Consider the following 19,617-nt stretch of genomic DNA (forward strand, 5'->3'; position numbering starts at 1 on the left):
CCGTAAAGGTTATCAACGTTCAGAGGAAGGTTCAAAAGCCATCACGCGGCGAGAGACTCTCACCGCATCATCCGTGCTTACAGGCCATCCAGTCGCCGCTGGGTCGCCTGCACCAGTGAATCCGTGGTGATGTCGGCAATGGATTTGGCACCTGTGAGCGTCATCGCTACACGCATCTCTTTTTCGATCAGGTTCAGCAGGTTAACCACGCCCGCTTCGCCCGCTGCCGCGAGTGCGTAGACAAACGCGCGTCCGAGCATCACACCATCCGCACCCAGCGCGATCATGCGCACTACGTCCAGCCCGGTACGAATACCGGAATCCGCCAGAATGGTGATCTCACCTTTCACCGCATCGGCGATGGCAGGCAGCGCATGTGCCGTCGAGAGCACACCGTCCAGTTGGCGACCGCCGTGATTGGAGACCACGATGCCGTCTGCGCCAAACTTCACCGCCTCTTTGGCATCTTCCGGGTCGAGGATACCTTTGATGATCATCGGCCCTTTCCACATCTCGCGGATCCACGCCAAATCCTGCCACGAAATAGAAGAATCGAAATTCTCGGCCAGCCAGCCGATATAGTTCTCCAGCGTCGTCGGCGTACCGCGATAGGCGGAAACATTCCCCAAATCGTGCGGTTTGCCGTTCAAGCCAACGTCCCATGCCCACTGTGGATGCACCATCGCCTGCAAAACGCGACGTATTGCCGCATTCGGGCCGCTCATGCCGGAATGGGCATCACGATAGCGCGCGCCCGGCGTCGGCATATCCACGGTGAAGACCAGCGTCTTGATCCCCGCCGCCTGCGCACGTTCCAACACGTTGCGCATAAAGCCGCGGTCTTTTAACACGTAGAGCTGGAACCACAGCGGCCGATCGATAGTGGGTGCGACCTCCTCAATCGGGCAGACTGAAACGGTAGACAGCGTAAAGGGAATCCCCTTCTGCGCCGCCGCACGGGCAGCCTGAACCTCGCCGCGTCGGGCGTACATCCCGGTCAGGCCAACGGGTGCCAGCACCACCGGCATCGCCAGTTTTTCGCCGAACAGTTGGGTTTCCAGGCTCAGATCGGAGACATTTTTCAGGATACGCTGACGCAGCGCGATATCCGCCAGATCGGCGGTATTACGCCTGAGCGTGTGCTCGCCATACGCACCGCCATCGGCGTAGTGGAAAAGAAACGGCGGCAGCTTACGCTGCGCCGCCGCCCGGTAATCCGTTGAAGCAGAGATGATCATCGTCCTTTCCCATCCTTCTTCTTGTTTGTGCCACTGTTATGGTAAGTGGCATGACCGTGGATAAAACTCATGCCGATCGTTTAAAGATCGAGATACCGGGGGCTACCACGGTGCGAGGTATCCCTGCGGGAACCTCATCACCGCGTTTCCCCCTCAATCCACACTTAAGCAAGCATCATTACCTTTATTGAGATTGCCTTTAGTGAAACTGCTTTTAGTGAAATTGAAGGTACGCGACATGCGTTTGCAGATATTCCTGCAAGCCATGCTTGCCGTCCGCTCCACCCACACCGGATTTACGCCAGCCCGCATGGAAGCCCTGCATCGCCTCGAAGTTTTCACGGTTGATGTAAGTTTCACCGAATTTCAGCCCTTTCAACGCCTTCATCGCGGTATTGATATTCTGAGTATAGATCGACGACGTCAGGCCATATTCGCTGTCGTTCGCCATCGTAATCGCCTCTTCCAACGTGTCGAAAGTCGCGACGGGCAGCACCGGCCCAAACACTTCTTCGTGCATGATCGGCATGTCTTGTTTCACGTCCACCAGCAGCGTTGGCGGGTAGAAATAGCCTGTACCACTTTCGCGCTGGCCGCCGAGCAGCACTTTCGCGCCCTGTGATACCGCTTTCGCCACTTTGTCTTCTACACGCTGTCGCGCCGCCGCACTGATCAACGGCCCCATATCCAGCGCTTTCTTATCCGCCGTGTTGCCGAAGGTCACCTGTTCCATCGCAGTTTTAATACGGGAGATAAACTCGTCGTAAATGCCTTTCTGCACGTAAACGCGCTCGGCGCAGTTACATACCTGCCCACTGTTGATCACGCGGGAGCTGACAATCGCTTTCACAGCCAGATCGAGATCGGCGTCGTCCATCACAATGGCCGGAGCTTTGCCACCCAGTTCCAGCGACACCTTCGTGACGTTTTGCGCCGCCGCCGTCATGGTGGCAATTCCCGCCGCCACGCTGCCGGTCAGACTGACCATGCCGACTTTTGGGTTAGCAGCCAGCTCTTGCCCTACCGTTGGGCCATAACCAGTAACGAAATTGATGACACCTTTCGGCAGACCAATTTTGTGAATGATTTCGGCGAAAATCACTGCATTATTCGGTGTGATCTCGCTCGGTTTGATGACGATGGTATTGCCAGTGATCAGCGCTGGAGCCGCTTTACGCGCGATCAGGAAGAAGGGGAAGTTCCACGGTAGAATACCGGTCGTGACGCCAATCGCTTTACGGAAGACGAAGATATTTTCATTCGGACGGTCGCTCTGAATGATTTCGCCTTCATAACGGCGCGCCCACTCTGCCATGTAGTCGAGATAGTCAGCGGTGAACAGCACTTCCGTCTGCGCCAGACCGTGCGTTTTACCGCCTTCTGCGATGATAGTGTCGGTCAGTTCGGCTTCGCGCTCGCGAATACCGTCGGCTATCTTGTGCAGCCAGACGCCGCGCTCAACCGCAGGCAGCGCTTCCCAGCCCGGCTGTGCGGCTTCTGCCGCCTCTATCGCTCTCTTTGCGTCGTCAGCGGAGCCTTCCGGGATCTGTGAAATAACCTGCTCTGTGGCTGGGTTCACCACATCAATCCACTTCCCGCTTCTGTTTTCAACAAACTCACCGTTGATGTACATACGTTTTTGGGTGGTGCTCATGTCAGGCATCTCCAAAGTAGGGTTAGAGAATACAACGCATAAACGAGTTGTTAATAAAACACGTCTTTTTTGTGAAGTTTTGCCATGCTGCGCGATCTGCACTGCATTTACCTTTTCATGGCTGCCATCTCAGTCTGGCAAGTGGCAAAAAAGTCATACAGAGAACGTCTGACGTAACACTTTTGCAAAGTATCGGAGAATGCAGGGGAATAACGGCAGAGTGGCAATGAACGGGGAGGTGACAGACGCCGCATTCAACTACGGCGTCTGTCTGTAAAGCAGGGAAATTTTACTGTTCGTCGACTTTTACTATCTCTTCCTTCACCTTCCACTGGCCGCCCACCAGCTCGCGGGTGGTGGCGACCATCGCCTGTTTCTCTTCGGAGTAGGCTTCCGTGGTTTCGACAATCAGGACAGGCTTATTATTCGCTATCTGATAGGTAGACCATTGGTGCCAGCAGCAGCCGCTTTTGGTAAACGTCGTGATGGTCTTACTTTTCTCATCAATCTCGAACAGGCCGAGGTTGGAACTGGCTAACTCGGTCAGCGGCGCATTCTGGGTAAACTGCTGCTTTTCCACATCAAACAGGTAGACGTCGTAAGACGGCCCGCCGTAAGCGCCGTTGTTGCCATTACGCAGCATGATATCCGCGTGGTGATCGAAGTTAGCGTCATCAATCACCAGCCCGCTGTTGTTCTCACCGTAAACCTCGACCAGATTCGCGGTGACTTCACCCTTATTGTTCAGCTCGATGAACATATTTTCCATGTTGATACGCTGGAACAGGTCACCGCGCCCTTTCTTAAAGATATCCAGCGTGCCGGGGCCTTCGCAGGTTGAGTAAGAAGAGTCGAGATTGCACGTCGCCACGCTGAGAACGAAGTCCCACTGGCCTGATGCCTGAGTAATCAGGGAAATATTTTCACTGCCGGAAAGCGCCTGAATACGGGAAACCATCTCATTCCCCAGACAAACATCATCCTTACAGCGGTCACGCTCGACCAGCCACGCGCGCTGCTCCTGACGCGCTTGCACTTTGTCTTCCTTTTTCACATAACCCTGATAGGCCTTGTTTAATACCGTATCGAGCTGCTGCAAACGGCTACTGGCACAAATCATTTTCTCGGTGTCTGTACTGGCCTTGCTGCAATCCATCGCCCAGATGGACGAGGTGAAGAAAAACAGCAGGGATGAAACGGCCAGAGATAAATAACGCATGAAGTCTCGCTCCTTGAATACAGATGAAAACCTAACTTATTAATAAAAATAGATAACGGGCTATTTCTTGCTGCCATTTCCCATCTTTTTAAGAAAGCGCTGCTGCTCAACTAAAATCGCTTTCAACGTAATGCATTGATAATCAATGCCGTAACGCGGGGCAACCTCCGCAATAATTTTCGACAGCGCGGGATAATGCCGATGATTCCAGTTGGGGAAGATATGGTGGGTCAGGTGCATATTGAGCTGCCCCAACCAGTAGCCAAGCCAGACGGGCCGAGTCGTCCAGTCCACCGTGGTGGAAAAAACGTGCTGATAGCGACCATGCCTGAATAAGCCATCTTCCGGTGCCTGATAGAACGTTCCCTTTGCCCAATGCGACCCCAGAATCAGTACGACAAAAATCAGCGATGACAGCATTTGGCTCAGCAGATAAACCAGCAACAGCGCACCGGCGCTGACGGGTTTCGGCGACAACAGCCAATAGGGGATCGCCAATGCCAGCAGAGCATGCAGCGCTTTTGATAACAGAAAAATACCCCAGCCCTTACCGCCTTGAAGCGTCATATTACGCGTCACCTGCGTTTTCCCCGCACGATCGAGCCAGTCAAAAAACCAGATGATGCAGGGGAATGTCAGCGACGCCACCATCGGCCAGTAGTAGCGCTGGGCGCGCATAAAAAAGCGAAACCGGTGGTAGGGCGATTGCCGCAAGACGCCGTTCTCTTCGATATCCAGATCGTAGTGCTGCACGTTGACGTGCGCATGATGAAAAATCACATGCCGCACTCGCCAGCAGTCGGAATCCATGCCGAGCGGAATACTCACCACAATATTAAGCAGGCGATTCGCCCACGGCCGCCGGAAAAAGACGTTATGCGAGGCATCATGCACCACGTTCACCGCCAAAAACATAGCGGTAAAAATAAAGCCAAAGTAGCAACCAGCAAAACCCCACAGCGTCGTCTGCCAGAGGCTGAAACCATAAAACGTCAGACACAGCGCCACCAGAAACAGCATCTTGCCGATAAACCCAGCGTTGGCAAAACGGTGGTCGCCCGCTGCTGCCAGATAGTCATTCGCGGCTTTCATCAGCGCCCGATGCAATGCCAGATCGCGACCTTGTTCATAACGTAGCGGCTTCAGCGGTGCGAGCATCATTCTTCCTCTGAGCCATGTTGCACGGTACGCCGATCGTTCCCCTCACCCATCGATTTTAAAAACCGTCGCTGGCTAGCCAGTAGCTCACGATAGGTAATGCAGCGATAGTTCATGCCATGCTCGGCGGCCACGCGCCGTAAGATACCAGCTAGCGCGGGGTAATGGCGATGATGCCAGCCAGGGAAAAGATGGTGTGTCAGGTGCAGGTTTAACCCTCCCGTCCAGTGCTCAAGCCAGCGCGGCGTCGGCTGCCAGTCACAGGCGGTCGCAAAGTTGTGCTGATACCAGCCTTGAGGCATCGCCTCTGTATCGGCAACGGCATAAAACTCAGCTTCAGCCCAGTGCGTACCCAGCAGTAAAAACACCACCAGCAACGAGGCCAACATTTGACCCAGCAAATAGCTTAACAGCACGATGCCCGGGCTAATGCCGTGTGCCGCCCCCACCATGATGGGAACAACCAATAACAGCAGGACATGGCCGATTTTACTGCCGATAAAAATCATCCATCCACGGTAGCCTAACTGTACTGAACGAGCATTAACGGGGGTTTTACCCAAGCGATCGGCCCAATCAAAAATCCAGGCGATATAAGGGAGCGAGAACGCGGCCACCAGCGGCCAGTAAAGATGCTGATAACGCATGTAGGAACGGTGGCGCTGAAAAGGCGTTTGGCGGAAAACCCCATTCTCTTCCGTATCCAGATCGTAATGTTCCACATTCGGATAAAGGTGGTGAAAGTCCACATGGCGCAAACGCCAGTAATCGGGATCGATGCCTAATGGCAACGTAACGATGCGCCCGACCACGCGGTTCAGTGTCTGATTGCGGAAAAAGGTATTATGGGAGGCGTCATGATTAACGATGATATTCAATAACATCGACAGCATGATGAAAGAAAAATAGCTCAGGAAGAACGTCCACGCCGCCTGCTGCACTAAACAAAGGGCATAACAGGCGATGCAGCATAAAAAGAGTAATCCGGCCTTAATAAACTGCCCGCTATCGGCAAAACGATGATCGTGATTAGCGCGGAGATAGGCCGACGTTTCCCGCTGTAATGCACGATGGAAAGCCTGTTCGCCCTTCGCAGGATACAGTTTGGCGGGAAGCACACTAGACATTTCCATGCTCCTCGGTCAGGGGGCGTCGGCCCCAGCCGACCGCCATCGCCAGCCCGTGCAGCGCCAGCATCAGCATCGCCATCTTCCAGTAGAGCGCTTCCCAGCCCAGATAGACAAGAAATACGGCAGGGAATAGCAGCACCACCAGCAGCCAAACATAAATACCCCAACGTCGCCCTTCGGAAATGCCGCCAAGCGCAACCGCCCCCGCCACCAGCAATAGGAAGAGCGCCGCCTGCGACAGATCGGCGGAATCATAGCCGTAGCCATACAGGTAGACGTAGCCCACCACCAGCGCAAACAGCAGCATCGCACCGGCAATCAACGCCATCGGCGTACACTGAAACGTCGCCTGACGCGTACGGCGCACCGACAGTTTCAGGTACGACAGAAAAGGCAGGTTACTGGCCCAAAACGGGTTTTTCGAGGGTATTTCCCGCCCCGCCCCGTAGCGGAAAGGCGTGTCAGGCAGCTGTGGGCAAAAGCTGCCAAACAGTTTGTCCCAAAAAATAAAGGTACCGCCGAAGTTCTTATCGGCGTACGCACGGTCGTTCACGTGGTGTACGCGATGGTGTGCCGGTGTCACCAGCACCTTCTCCAGCCAGCCCAGTTTGGGCGTAATGGCATTATGGTTAAACAGTTGAACGCTGTAATGCAGGATGGAAACGGTGACGAACACATACAGCGGAACGCCGAGCAGCGCCAGAATCAGGAAGAACGGAATCGAGGTCAGCGAGGAATACCAGGAGTTACGCACGCCTAGCGACAGATTGAAATGCTCGCCCTGATGATGAACCACATGCACCGCCCACAGCACGCCGAAGGTGTGGTGCAGGCGATGTAGCCAATAGAAACCGAAATCCCAGGCAAGTATCGCGAACAGCCACATCAGCACCGGCGGCCAGGTTTCCACCCAGCCAAAACTGAAATGCGCCGCGACATAGCCATAGCAAAAAATTTCCACGCTGCGAAAAAGCCACAGCATGATATGCCCTGAATTCAGGTTGAAAACCACGTCATGCCAGTTCACCGTTTCACGCTGCATCCACTGTAAAACCAGCGCTTCGCCAATCACCACAACCAGCATGAAGACAATGGGTAGTGCCAAATCGATCATGATGTCATTCCTGATGGCGCTTATCGTTGGGTAACGGAACCGGTGGGCGTAAGGCTATCACTGTCTCTCGGTTGCACAGAAAGATCCATCCGGCGATTACCGCAAGTATCGCGCCAGTCACCAGATCGATGAACAGGTGGCGGCGCAGTTGCAGGATGGAAAAGGCAATCGCGATGCCCCAGAGAAGATAAAAGCCGGTTTTCACCTTCTGCTGGCCATCGCTCATCGCCCACACCGCCAGCACCGTTAGCGCAATATGCAGCGACGGCAGGCAATTCTGTGGCGAGTCGATAAGCAGCAAAAGCTGTAGCACACGCGTGGAAAAATCGTCCCCGACGACCAACGGATACACCATCGTGGTCGGAAAAATCAGGTACACCGCGCCAGCAATCAAGGCGGTGAGCTGCGTTGCCCGCCGCAACCCTGCCAGACGCGACATTGGGCAGGATAAATAGGACAGCGGCACAATGATAAAAAAGGAGAGATACAGCCAGATAGCCGAAGCGCTAAAGGGAATCCACTCATCAACCAGCGACGTCGGCAGCACCGTTCCCTGCCCCTGAAACTGCGCGCTCAGTTGATACACCACACCGACCGTTCCCCAGCCGAAGAGCAGCGCTTTCAGCCGCAATAGCAGCGTGTGTTGAGGAAATCGCATCATGCTTCCCCCTTCAGGCGAGTAATCCGTCTGCGCTTTTGCGTAAATTCCGGCGCGATCTCCCCAGCGGTGAGATGCCACCGCAGCCGCGATGCATCAATGCCCTGCAACGCAAACTGCTGCACCAGACTGTCCCGACAGGCTTCCAGTTCCGGCAGGCTACACGCGGCGGATAAATGCAGCGTCGCGTCGCCCTGCTGCACCAGCCGATAGTCGGCATGCAGCGGCAGCGCGTTAGCGATAATCCGGCTACAGAGATCCGCAAACACGGTCTGAGGCTCACCGCTGCGGCTCGGCAGTCGCAGACTGTCATCACTGCGCCCTTCAATACGAGCTATCGCCATCGTCACGCGGCCACACGAACAGGGTTCCCGCTGTTTGACCAGCACATCATCCAGCCGATAGCGCACAATCGGCTGCGTGCTGCGGGTGAAATCGGTAATGATGGGCGTAAAACGTTCGTCATCCAGCCACTGCGGCTCAATGTGAATAAATTCTTCGTTAAGATGCAGCGTGCCATGTTCACAGGTCGATGCCAGAAAGCCTTCCGTTGCCTGATACACTTCCCCTACTTGCTCAAAGACCTGCTGCAACAGCGTCTTATCCTGCGGCTCCAACACCTCGGCCACGGAAATCACCTTTTTGGCCGACAGCCGCAGCTCACCACGCTGTACCGCCAGCGCCAGCTCGCGCAGCACCTGTGCGGGGGCAACGATAATCGACGGTGACCACGCTTCCAGTCGCGCAAAATGGCCGGAAAATGGCGCAAAGAGATCGTAAAACGACAGGCTGAGCCAGCGGTTATCAACGCTGTGATACAGGTTGTTATCCGCCCGCAGAAACAGCGCCACCCGTTCACCGGCACGTAAACCGTCAGGCAGCATTTTCGCCAGCATGCCTCCGGCCCAAATCTGCTGTTCGCGCGGGCTGACGACAAACAAACCACGCTGCCCAGACGTACCGGACGACAGCCCGACGCTAAACCCGTTCACATTCGGCGTGAAGTCGCGATCCGCTTCGCTGCGTCGCGCGCAGGCGAGCAGGTCATTTTTCTTAAGCCCAGCGGTGTTCATCCGATCGAATTCGGCCATCATTACGGCTTTATCCATCGTCGGCCAGGATGTAATAGGGAGCTGGCAGTAAGGACGAAAATAGGGACTACGCGCCAGCACCCGTCGCGCGAAGCGGGCGAGCTGATTCTGCTGATGGCGTTCAAGCGCCTGACGGGTGGTAAAACTCAGGCGTCTGGCGCGGAAATAGTGCCAGATCGTCATCAGCGGAATCATAGGTCGCCCTCGTGGCACAGACGAATCTCGACCTGTCCGTTCAGGTGCAACTGGTGCAGCTGATCCAGCGTGTGGTAATAGGCTTTTGGATCGTCCATCACCAGATTCGCCAACCGCGACGGTCCGCGACCTTCACGGTAGCTGTGCGGCGACCAGGCGGCATCACTTGCCAACAGCACCCAGCCGTTTTCGGTCAGCACAAACGCGCCGAGGTGTCCAACTGCATGGCCGGGCAACGGCACCAGCACGATCTCTTTATCGCTACCGGGCAACGCATAGCCTTGCGTAAACGGTGCCAGCTTGGCTGGCAGGTCGGTAAGCGGAAAGTTTTCAACAAACTGGAGCGCTTGCTCGAAATGTTCAGGAATCAGCGCAGGGACAAATGCCCGTTTCAAGGCCGCGAAACCGCGCAGGTTCCGCGTCTGCTGCCAGCCCAGCGCCGAACAGATAAACGGCACGGAGGGGAAATCCCGCAGCCCCGCGATATGGTCGCCGTGGAAATGGGAGATGATCAGGCCATCGATGTCCGTAGGTTGAATACCCTGCGCGTGTAGCTGGTGAATCAGCGCGTCTTTCGTTTCGAAATGCACCGGCGTCATTCTGCGGTACAGTTGGAACAGGCCGGAACGCGTGGCATCGGTAAAATGCTGAGCATAGCCGGTATCCCACAGCCAGCGCTTACCCTGACTTTCCAGCATCCAGACCCGCGCCGGAAAACGGCACACCTTCCATCCCGCACCACGCAGCGCCATACAACCCGGATGCAGGCAGTATCCTACTTCAAACGTCGAAATATTAGCCATGTCCGTCAGTACTCCGCTGCGCAAGATGTGTTTTGAACCAGCTACCGGTTAACCCGATACCCTGCTGGAGGGAAAAACGCGGCTGATAGCCCAGCTCTTGCTGCGCTTTCTCCGCGCTGAGCGTCATATCAAAATTCACCGCTCCCGCGCTGTAGCGCGTCAGCAGCGGCTCTTTTCGGCTAAACCACGAGAACAGTTCCATACCACCGGCCACCGCGTGCAGTAACGGATACGGCACCGCCCTAACGCGATAACTCATGCCCAACTGACCGACCAGCAGTTGCTGGAGCATGTCTGCAAGGCGTGCGGGCTCATGATTGGTAATGTTGTACGCCGAACCTGAAACTAACCCCGTGCGCTGGCTGGCAAGCGCCATCCCCTCTACCACGTTGCCGACAAACGTCAGATCCAGCAGCGCTTCACCACCGCGCGGGAGACGCAGCACGCCACCGCCCACCGCGATTTGCTCCAGAACACGCGGCAGAATCACGCGGTCATGTGGGCCAAACAGGCCACGCGGGCGCAGGATGACATAGGTGGTTTGCGGGTAGCGTGACGTCATGGCCTGAAGCCGTTCTTCCGCCAGAAATTTGGTCTGTGCATAGTGATTGGCAAAACGCACCGCGCGATAGCTTTCATCAATATTCAGGTGGTGCTGATAATCAAAGTAAATCGCGGGCGTGGAGATGTGCACAAAACGCGGGATACCCAACTGACCCGCGGCTTCAGCCAGTCGCGCCGTTACCTCGGTATTATTCTGATAAAAATCATCATATTGACCCCACGGTGATGATTTTGCAGCACAGTGCCAGACCACATCACAGCCCGCCATCAGCGTTCGACACTGCTCTACCGACGTTTCCACCAAATCAATGCGGGCAAACTGCGCACCCTGCGCATCAAGCTGTTGCCCTACCGTGCGATCGCGCCCACAGGCCAGCACCTGATGCCCAGCCTGGAGCAGCCATTCCACCGCGTTACGCCCCAACCCGCTGGTTGCGCCCGTGACGAAGACTCTCATGGGATCAGTACCATTCCGCCCAGCGTCAACCCGGCGGCCGTACCGACCAGCATCGCGGGTTCACCTTCAGGCAGGCGTTGCGTCACGATGGCATGATGCAGCGCCGTCGGAATCGAGGCCGCGACCTGATTGCCGTGATAGCGGTAAATATCAATCAGCCTTTCCGTCGGAATCGCCAGCCGCTTGCGCATATGTTCCAGCGACAGGTGGCTGGCCTGATGCGGAACCACCGCCGCCATCTGATCCAGCGAGTAGCCGCTGGCATCCAGCAGACGTTGCAGATAGCCTTCAATCAAGGCAGAAGCCTGCCTGAACAGCCGTTTTCCCTGCATGTGGAACAGAAAATCATGCAGTTCCATCCCCGCACGCGGGTTGCGCAAGGTACCGCCTGCGCGGATTTGGCACAGTTCGTTACCCTTCGGATAAGTTTCCAGCAAACACGCCGCAATACCGCTGCGCCCATCGCCGCGTTCAACAACGGCGCACGCGGCACCATCGCCAAAAATCAGCGACGACTCTTCGTCATCCCAGTCAATGCCGCGTGAGGCCAGTTCGGTAGAGACAATGGCAATGCGCCGATAAGCACCAGTATTCAGCAAACCAGCTGCCACCTGAAGCGCGGAAATAAAGCTGACGCAGCTGCTGTTAATATCAAAACAGGCCGTCCCTTTTGGCAGAGACGACGCTTTTAATAAGTGGCTGGCGCTATAAGGCAGCGCCTGAATCGGAATAGCAGAGGCAAACAGCAGCAGATCGATTGACGCGGGCGGAATAATTCCCCGCGCCAGCGCGTCATTTAACGCCGCCACACCGAGCTCGGCCTGGCTGGCATGATTATCGGCATGGTGACGATAGATAATGCCTGAACGGCTTTCGACATAACCAGCGGGCTTATTGAGCCGCACATCTAATTCAGCCGACGTCACCCGCTGTGCGGGGAGTGCGCAGCCGGTGGAAATAATCTTGAGTGGAACGACTCCCTGAGTGAATGCATGGCTTTGCGTCTTCAACATCAATCCTTTTCAGATTTATTATCATTTTACCTGTAGCGATTGTGCCATATACCCTAAATAATTCGAGTTGCGTGACAAAACGTAATCGTTTTGAACAACGCACAAACAGCTCGAAGTCTGACGGCTATCACGTACAGTATTTATTCATTCTGCTGCTAAGAATAACGAAATCGCCACGAATTGAAATCTTAAGCTGTGCGGTCACGCTATTCCATAACGGTACTTTTTCGTTATTCTCTGAACGCTATCTACATCGAATACGGTCAGAATGCTATCTATCCCCATAAATTTCGAGGTTCAGGAAAACCTGATGACCAAAACAACCTATCCCGGTACAGCTTCTCGCCCTATTCTCTCCGCGCAGGAAGCGGACCGCTTCACGCTACCGCGCTATTTTACATTGTGTGAACGCGATGGTCGCCCTGAAACCGACATCTGGCAGCCCGCACCGATTGAAGTCAATCCAGCGACGCCGTGGGTTGTCGGGCCGCAGGTGGGGGTGGACGGTGCAACACATACCCATGTTCAACAGGCAGTGAACGCCGCGCTGCGGACGCAGCAGGATCGAACGCGCATTGAGATTAAGTTGCTGCCGGGCACCTATACTGGCACGGTCTACATCCCTGCCGATGCGCCATCACTTGTGCTATTTGGGGCGGGAAAGCAGCCGGATGACGTGGTGATTCAACTCGCGCTGGATTCGATGTTTTCACCGGAAACTTACCGGGAAACGGTGAACTCACACGGTGAATATCAACCTGGCGACCCTGCCTGGTACCTGTACGATCTCTGTGCGTCAAAGCAGAACGCGACGATTGATACCATTTGTGCCGCCGTGGTCTGGTCGCAAAGCGATAATTTCCAGATGAAGAACCTGACGATAGTGAATACCTTGCTGGATTCAGTGGATGGCCGTGCACATCAGGCCGTCGCGCTGCGCACCGACGGCGACAAGGTACAGCTTGAAAGGGTGCGCCTCATCGGTCGTCAAGATACGTTTTTCGTCAATACCAGCAACCTCCAGAATGAGTACGTCACGGACCGCTACAGCCGAGCCTACATTAAAGACAGCTATATTGAGGGCGATGTCGATTACGTTTTTGGGCGCGCGACCGCGGTATTCGAGCGTGTCCACTTTCATACCGTGTCCAGTCGTGGGGCGAAAGATATTCACGTCTTCGCACCTGACAGCATGCCGTGGGTGCAATACGGCTTTCTGGCAGTAGCGTGTCGTTTCACGGGAGACGAAGGTTTTAACGGAGAAAGAAAAGCCAAACTGGGGCGCGCTTGGGATCAGGGGGCAAGGCAGATGGGATATCGGCTGGGCCAGACGGCAAACGGCCAGTTAGTGATTCGCGATAGCATGATTGACGCCAGCTATGACAGAGAACAGCCGTGGGGCGCTGCGGCAACGACCGCACGGCCCTTTGCGGGTAACGCGGATTCAGCCCGCAATCTCGACGATGTACATTTCAATCGGCTATGGGAATACAACAATATCGACAAGGTGTGAGACGCAGCAAAAGAGAACACAACATGAAAAATGAGCGTTATTCGCAAAACATTATACTGACGAAATTAATGACTCCAAACACCCGATCGGCCAGTAAAAAAATACAGGCCATAGAAAAAGAAAAAATATTTTTTATTATATTATTGATAAATTTCGTTTAATTAGCATTCCCTGATGCTAGCCAATCATCACGCTTATCCTGAGCGGTGTTTGTTTCTTTTGTTTTACGCCCTTAACATTGTCGTCAATTGTATGGCTTTTCACTCCCCCATAACAATTAGACTTAGGTACAGGTGTAGGTATATACTTTTCCGTTACAGGGATGTTGATTCTTCAGACTGAGGTCATGAGATGTCGCCATTATTCTCCAAAAATGAAATAATAAGCAGGGTAATCAAAAACCATTTCAATGAAAACCTAGCTCACTACGATGGCATCAAGTTCTCATTTATGGTTCTTAATAAGAAAAACCCCTCTGAAATGATCATAATTTCCAGTTATCCCGATGAATGGGTTGATCTCTACAAAGAAAACAAATACCAACACATTGATCCTGTTGTTCTTGCTTCATTTAATAAAATATCGCCCTTCTCTTGGGAGAGAAGCCTAGTTATTAACACTAGGCTACAGCTTGCCAAGATATTCTCTCTCTCTAAAAAATATAATATTATCAACGGATATACCTTTGTGCTTCACGATCATGGTGACAACTTAGCGATGCTATCTATTATCGTGGACAGCTCGTATCCAGATGATGTTGAAACATTCATTGAAGAGAAAAAAGACACCTTTCAGATGCTATTAATTGAGGCATATGAAAAAATCATCTCTCTTTGCAGAGAGATGATTGAAAATAAAAAACAATTAAATAATAAAGAAATATTCTCTCAACGAGAGAATGAAATTCTTTACTGGGCTAGCATGGGTAAAACCTATCTGGAAGTTGCCATTATTCTCGGTATTAAAACCAGCACGGTAAAATTTCATATCGGCAACGTTGTGAAAAAACTTGGCGTCCTGAATGCCAAGCATGCCATCAGGCTCGGCGTTGAGTTACAGCTCATCAAGCCTGTGCAATAGCAGCAGGTACACGTAAAGGCCACTGCTTCAACTCATTGCTCATAAATGTCCCACTGCGGTTAATACGACGAGTCAACGCTTCCTGATTTGCATCATCAACGGGAAGAAAAACTAAATAGACTCTTTCTTCCTTTTCTGACAGACCTTGTTCAACCACACTAATTCCCCAGCCAGAACGTTTTAATATTGTGAGCATGGGGTGACTCACTATCGTATATATTCCATCATAGCCTTTATCTCTTGAATAGTTAATCATAGAAAGAAACAACATCGAACTAATTGGATATTCATTGCCAAGAATATCTTTAGCTCGTGATTTATCCACAAAGAATCGACTAGACTCTAGGTAATTCCCGTCAGGAATATTGATTTCCTTAAAATAAGGGAAAAATGTTCCAGTAATCATATTAGGGTATTTTGTTTCAATAAACCTCAAACTACAGATAACAGTGTTATCTTTTATGCCAAAAAGGTAAGTCGTATTATTATTATCATACTGATCAAATTCCATTCCATCAGTACACTGCACAGCCCAATTTAGTCGGTCTTTAAACGTCTCTTTTCTGAGAGTAAACAGCTCTTCTGACTTTGTTTCTGACAACAAAGTGTGATTCACATCAAATATCTCTAACATTTTTCCTCCACTGAAAAGTTTATATATACCCTAAATAATTCGAGTTACAGGAAGGCTGCAAGAGAAGGACAAATTCGTCGGGAACGAATTTGACCAGCCGATGGCTGGCCTTCGGTGAGAGACAGGATGTCTCTCATTTCATCCCGATGAGCTTACACAAGTAAGTGATTCGGGTGACTAAACGCAGCCAACGCACATGCAACTTGAAATATGACGGGTATGACCTTAAAAAGAATACACCATCCCACAGAATCTTCGCTTTCAGATTATTAGCTTGACTGATTATTTATAAGTATTTTGTCCCTTTCCACTACAGTTGTACAGATGCAACCTGCATATCAGCAAGGGTTCACACACGAAAAAATATCACGTTAGATCACACGCTACTATTTGAGATACAAATAAAAAATCCGGAAACGCGAGACGATTCCGGATTTTTATATTACTCAATCTGTGAGTTATTTCTCTGTTTTATCCTGTAGTTGCCCTACCTGCGGCAGACCCGTGCTGGCGGAGGAAGAGAGCAAGCCTGTTTCAGCATAGTTAAATAGTTTTTCACGCGTGTCGGTGATATCCAGATTGCGCATGGTCAGTTGGCCGATACGGTCATCCGGCGAGAACACCGAGTCGCCTTTCTCCATGGTCAAGCGCTCTGGCTTGTAGGTCAGATTGTCAGACACGGTATTCATGATGGAGTAATCATTGCCACGGCGCAGCTCCAGCGTCACTTCGCCGGTGATGGCGCTAGCGATCCAACGCTGAGAAGAATCACGCAGCATCAGCGCCTGAGAATCAAACCAGCGTCCCTGATACAGGAAACGGCCCAGTTGACGGCCATTAGCGTGGTATTGCTCGATGGTGTCTTCGTTGTGGATACCGGTAACCAGACGCTCATAGGCAATGTGCAGCAGTGCCATTCCTGGCGCTTCATAGATGCCACGGCTTTTCGCTTCGATGATACGGTTTTCAATCTGATCGCTCATACCCAAACCGTGGCGACCGCCGATGCGGTTCGCCTCTAGCATCAGTTCGACATCATCAGTAAAGGTCTTGCCGTTCAGCGCAACTGGGTGACCGCGTTCAAAACGGATAGTCACTTCTTCAGCCGGAACGTTGACGTTCTCGTCCCAGAACTTCACGCCCATAATCGGGTTAACGATTTTAACGCTGGAATTCAGGAATTCCAGATCCTTCGCTTCATGCGTCGCACCCAGAATGTTGGAATCGGTGGAATAGGCTTTCTCGGCCGACATTTTATAGCCGAATCCTGCCTGTGACATAAACTCGGACATCTCCTGACGGCCGCCCAGCTCATCAATAAAATCGGTATCCAGCCACGGCTTGTAAATCTTCAGTTCAGCATTGGTCAGCAGGCCGTAACGATAGAAACGCTCAATATCGTTGCCTTTATAGGTGCTGCCGTCGCCCCAGATGTTTACGCCGTCTTCTTTCATTGCAGCAACCAGCATCGTGCCGGTAACCGCACGGCCCAACGGCGTGGTGTTGAAATAGGTTACGCCCGCCGTCGTGTTGTGGAATGCGCCACACTGAATCGCAGCAATACCTTCAGCCACCAGTTGCTTACGGCAATCGATCAGGCGAGCATTTTCTGCGCCGTATTCCATCGCCCGACGTGGGATTTCCTCGTAGTCATCCTCGTCTGGCTGCCCTAGGTTCGCGGTATATGCATAAGGAACCGCGCCTTTTTGACGCATCCAAAGCAGTGCAGCGCTGGTATCCAGACCACCCGAGAACGCAATACCAATACGCTGACCAACCGGAAGATGCTTGAGAATCGTTGTCATATATATAATCCCTGCTCGAAAGATCTATGGTGATATACCCCTAGGGTATCAGCTCAGTCGCCCACACCATTATGTTACGCCATACATTCGTGAGTGTTCGCACCCTGTGCACATCCTGCATCAAGCGGGCTGGACGATGACCAACATCGACACACTCACAAATGCATATTTATGCAAAATAAGTGAGTGATAATTTAAACATCTTTTTGGCAGGACAGGAAGAGAAGAGTCATACTTTCATGCAAAAAAATTCGCGGCCAATTCACGACCAAGTTAGCAAGTATAGCGCTATCTTCTCTTCAGGCTAAGCAGCAAAAATCGTTTACGCGACCCACCCGACATTAATAAAACATCGTTTCATTTTGTCGATATTTCTTTGCTATCCTCTTGCGGTTAACACCTTCCCTTGCATATTGCTGGAGATGCTATGTCTAAGAAAGTCGCCGTTCTGCTGGCTCCTGGGTTTGAAGAAGCAGAAGCGATTATGGTGATTGATGTCCTGCACCGTATGAAGATAGAAGTCACCATGCTGTCATGCTATGACAGACTGGAGCTGCACAGTTATCATAATATTCGCATGTTTGCCGATGCGCTGCTGGAAAGAAACCAGGACACGCTGTTTGATGCCGTGGTTATTCCCGGCGGCCCACAGGGGACGGTAAATCTGGCCGCAAACCCGATGGTCGTCGAGTTTATCCGTCGCCACGATGACGCGGGAAAACTGATTTGCCCACTGTGCTCCGCAGCCGCGCGCGTGCTGGGTGGTAACAAACTGCTGAAAGGCCGCCGCTACGTTTGCTCCGGGAATTTATGGCAGGACGTGACCGATGGCGTTTACGTTGACGAGAAAGTCGTGGAAGACGGCAATCTGATCAGCGGCAAAGGTCTGGGCGTGACATTCGATTTTGCCTTTACCCTCGCCAGCCGTCTGACCGGTGACAAAGAAAACGCCAACTTCCAGGTTGAACACATCGATTACGATTACTGGCGCGTGCCAGCGTAACCGTTCACCAACCTAATGATAAGGCGCGCACCCTCGCGCCTTCCTGCCTTTCCCGCATCAATAACCTTCCCCATAACGCTCGCGGTACTCTTTCGGCGTGATGTCATACCCTTTCTTAAAGACGGCATAAAAATAGGGCAGTGAAGGATAGCCGCACATCAGCGAGATCTCGCTAATCGAGAGCGAGGTCGATATCAGCAAGTTACGCGCCCGATCCAGCTTTTCCTCATGAATCATGCCGTGAATGGTCTGGCCGACTTCGTCTTTGAAGCGTTTTTCCAGATTAGAGCGGGAAATCCCTACCGCATCCAGCACCTGCTCAACCTTAATCCCTTTGCAGGCGTGATAGCGAATAAAGTGCATCGCCTGAATAACGGCAGGATCGTGCACGGAGCGATAATCCGTTGAGCGACGTTCAACCACCCGAACCGGCGGCACCAAAATACGTTGCAGCGGTACATCAACCTGATTCAACAGCAGCTGGTGCAGCAGTTTCGCTGCACGATATCCCATTTGGCGCGTGCCCTGCGCCACCGACGAGAGCGCGACGCGTGAAAGGTAGCGAATCAGATCTTCGTTATCGATCCCGATGACGCACAGCTTTTCCGGTACGGCAATATTCAGATGTTCGCAGACCTGCAACAGATGGCGCGCGCGGGAATCTGTCACCGCGATAATCCCCGTCTGAGGCGGTAACCCCTGCACCCAGTCAGCCAGCCGATTTTGTGCGTATTGCCAGTTATCCGGCGACGTTTCCATTCCCTGATACACCACGCCCTGATACTTTTCTGCCGCAACCAGCTGTCGGAAAGCATGCTCCCGTTCCTGCGCCCAGCCTTTCCCGCCTGATGCGGGCAAACCATAGAAAGCAAAGCGGTTCAGCCCTTTCTCTTTGAGGTGCATAAACGCGCTTTCCACCAATGCATAATTATCTGTCGCGATATAATGCACAGGAGGGTAATCTTCGGGCTGATGGTAAGAACCCCCCACCCCCACCAGCGGAACATTCACATCCTGTAGCAGCCGTTTAATCTCACCATCGTCAAAATCGGCAATCACACCGTCGCCCAGCCATTCTTTAATGTTATCGATGCGGCAACGGAAATCTTCTTCGATGAAGATGTCCCAGTCACACTGGGAAGCCTGTAAATACTCGCCAACGCCTTCAACCACCTGACGGTCATACACTTTATTGGCGTTGAACAGCAGCGTGATGCGATAGCGTTTTTCAAACATGGCAGTTGGCGCTCATTAATCGCAAGTTCCTTGAATAAAGTCTTCTTCCTTG

At 52.7% G+C, this 19,617-nt stretch carries 17 protein-coding genes; 3 read left to right on the forward strand and 14 right to left on the reverse strand.

Annotated elements, in window-relative coordinates; translation table 11 throughout:
* Positions 1 to 77: 77 nt before the first annotated feature.
* The 11 genes from lldD to K7X24_RS08500 form a co-directional block, all read right to left on the reverse strand.
* Positions 78 to 1,238, reverse strand: a complete 1,161-nt coding sequence (gene lldD / locus K7X24_RS08450) for an FMN-dependent L-lactate dehydrogenase LldD (protein WP_103943091.1) — start codon at positions 1,236 to 1,238, stop codon at positions 78 to 80.
* A gap of 214 nt (positions 1,239 to 1,452) precedes the next feature.
* Entirely contained in the window at positions 1,453 to 2,892 is a 1,440-nt protein-coding gene (gene aldA / locus K7X24_RS08455; RefSeq protein ID WP_224554246.1) for an aldehyde dehydrogenase, read from the reverse strand.
* 289 nt (positions 2,893 to 3,181) lie between these two features.
* Complete coding sequence (locus tag K7X24_RS08460) at positions 3,182 to 4,111, reverse strand: lysozyme inhibitor LprI family protein (protein WP_224554249.1); 930 nt, start codon at positions 4,109 to 4,111, stop codon at positions 3,182 to 3,184.
* A 60-nt stretch (positions 4,112 to 4,171) separates the two neighbouring features.
* Positions 4,172 to 5,269 carry an acyl-CoA desaturase gene (locus K7X24_RS08465; RefSeq protein ID WP_224554252.1) on the reverse strand — a complete coding sequence of 366 codons (1,098 nt, stop codon included), beginning with the start codon at positions 5,267 to 5,269 and terminating at the stop codon, positions 4,172 to 4,174.
* A complete protein-coding gene (locus K7X24_RS08470; protein WP_224554254.1) occupies positions 5,269 to 6,396 on the reverse strand; it encodes a fatty acid desaturase family protein in 1,128 nt (375 codons plus the stop codon). Before K7X24_RS08470 ends, K7X24_RS08465 begins: the two co-directional genes overlap by 1 nt.
* A complete protein-coding gene (locus K7X24_RS08475) occupies positions 6,389 to 7,513 on the reverse strand; it encodes a sterol desaturase family protein (protein ID WP_224554256.1) in 1,125 nt (374 codons plus the stop codon). The genes K7X24_RS08470 and K7X24_RS08475 overlap by 8 nt, the downstream gene beginning before the upstream one ends.
* Before the next feature lie 4 nt (positions 7,514 to 7,517).
* The gene (locus K7X24_RS08480) at positions 7,518 to 8,171 is read right to left on the reverse strand and encodes a phosphatase PAP2 family protein (RefSeq protein WP_224554429.1); all 654 of its coding nucleotides are present in this window, start codon (positions 8,169 to 8,171) and stop codon (positions 7,518 to 7,520) included.
* Positions 8,171 to 9,457, reverse strand: coding sequence for a F390 synthetase-related protein (locus K7X24_RS08485; protein ID WP_224554258.1), 1,287 nt, complete (start codon positions 9,455 to 9,457; stop codon positions 8,171 to 8,173). Before K7X24_RS08485 ends, K7X24_RS08480 begins: the two co-directional genes overlap by 1 nt.
* Complete coding sequence (locus K7X24_RS08490) at positions 9,454 to 10,260, reverse strand: MBL fold metallo-hydrolase (protein WP_224554260.1); 807 nt, start codon at positions 10,258 to 10,260, stop codon at positions 9,454 to 9,456. The genes K7X24_RS08485 and K7X24_RS08490 overlap by 4 nt, the downstream gene beginning before the upstream one ends.
* Positions 10,253 to 11,281 carry an NAD-dependent epimerase/dehydratase family protein gene (locus tag K7X24_RS08495; RefSeq protein ID WP_224554262.1) on the reverse strand — a complete coding sequence of 343 codons (1,029 nt, stop codon included), beginning with the start codon at positions 11,279 to 11,281 and terminating at the stop codon, positions 10,253 to 10,255. The genes K7X24_RS08490 and K7X24_RS08495 overlap by 8 nt, the downstream gene beginning before the upstream one ends.
* On the reverse strand, positions 11,278 to 12,294 hold the full coding sequence (locus tag K7X24_RS08500; RefSeq protein ID WP_224554264.1) for a 3-oxoacyl-[acyl-carrier-protein] synthase III C-terminal domain-containing protein: 1,017 nt from the start codon (positions 12,292 to 12,294) through the stop codon (positions 11,278 to 11,280). Before K7X24_RS08500 ends, K7X24_RS08495 begins: the two co-directional genes overlap by 4 nt.
* Positions 12,295 to 12,604: 310 nt before the next feature.
* Here K7X24_RS08500 and pemB point away from each other — a divergent pair, with 310 nt between their 5' ends.
* Together pemB and K7X24_RS08510 are read left to right on the forward strand one after the other, a co-directional pair.
* Positions 12,605 to 13,807 carry a pectinesterase PemB gene (gene pemB / locus K7X24_RS08505; RefSeq protein WP_224554266.1) on the forward strand — a complete coding sequence of 401 codons (1,203 nt, stop codon included), beginning with the start codon at positions 12,605 to 12,607 and terminating at the stop codon, positions 13,805 to 13,807.
* Between the two features lie 351 nt (positions 13,808 to 14,158).
* Complete coding sequence (locus K7X24_RS08510; RefSeq protein WP_224554267.1) at positions 14,159 to 14,887, forward strand: helix-turn-helix transcriptional regulator; 729 nt, start codon at positions 14,159 to 14,161, stop codon at positions 14,885 to 14,887.
* Here K7X24_RS08510 and carI read toward each other — a convergent pair.
* Positions 14,871 to 15,521, reverse strand: coding sequence for an acyl-homoserine-lactone synthase CarI (carI, locus tag K7X24_RS08515; protein ID WP_224554269.1), 651 nt, complete (start codon positions 15,519 to 15,521; stop codon positions 14,871 to 14,873). The genes K7X24_RS08510 and carI overlap by 17 nt on opposite strands.
* Before the next feature lie 458 nt (positions 15,522 to 15,979).
* Positions 15,980 to 17,326 (reverse strand): argininosuccinate synthase, encoded by a 1,347-nt coding sequence (gene argG, locus K7X24_RS08520; protein ID WP_116167155.1) that lies wholly within the window; start codon positions 17,324 to 17,326, stop codon positions 15,980 to 15,982.
* Positions 17,327 to 17,753: 427 nt separating this feature from the next.
* Between argG and K7X24_RS08525 the strand changes: the two genes are divergently transcribed.
* A complete protein-coding gene (locus tag K7X24_RS08525) occupies positions 17,754 to 18,329 on the forward strand; it encodes a DJ-1/PfpI family protein (RefSeq protein ID WP_010284196.1) in 576 nt (191 codons plus the stop codon).
* Between the two features lie 57 nt (positions 18,330 to 18,386).
* Here K7X24_RS08525 and xylR read toward each other — a convergent pair whose 3' ends face one another.
* Positions 18,387 to 19,565 carry a D-xylose utilization transcriptional activator XylR gene (gene xylR, locus K7X24_RS08530; protein ID WP_224554271.1) on the reverse strand — a complete coding sequence of 393 codons (1,179 nt, stop codon included), beginning with the start codon at positions 19,563 to 19,565 and terminating at the stop codon, positions 18,387 to 18,389.
* Positions 19,566 to 19,617: the final 52 nt, after the last annotated feature.

It is taken from the genome of Pectobacterium versatile (assembly GCF_020166435.1).
Lineage (GTDB): Bacteria > Pseudomonadota > Gammaproteobacteria > Enterobacterales > Enterobacteriaceae > Pectobacterium > Pectobacterium versatile.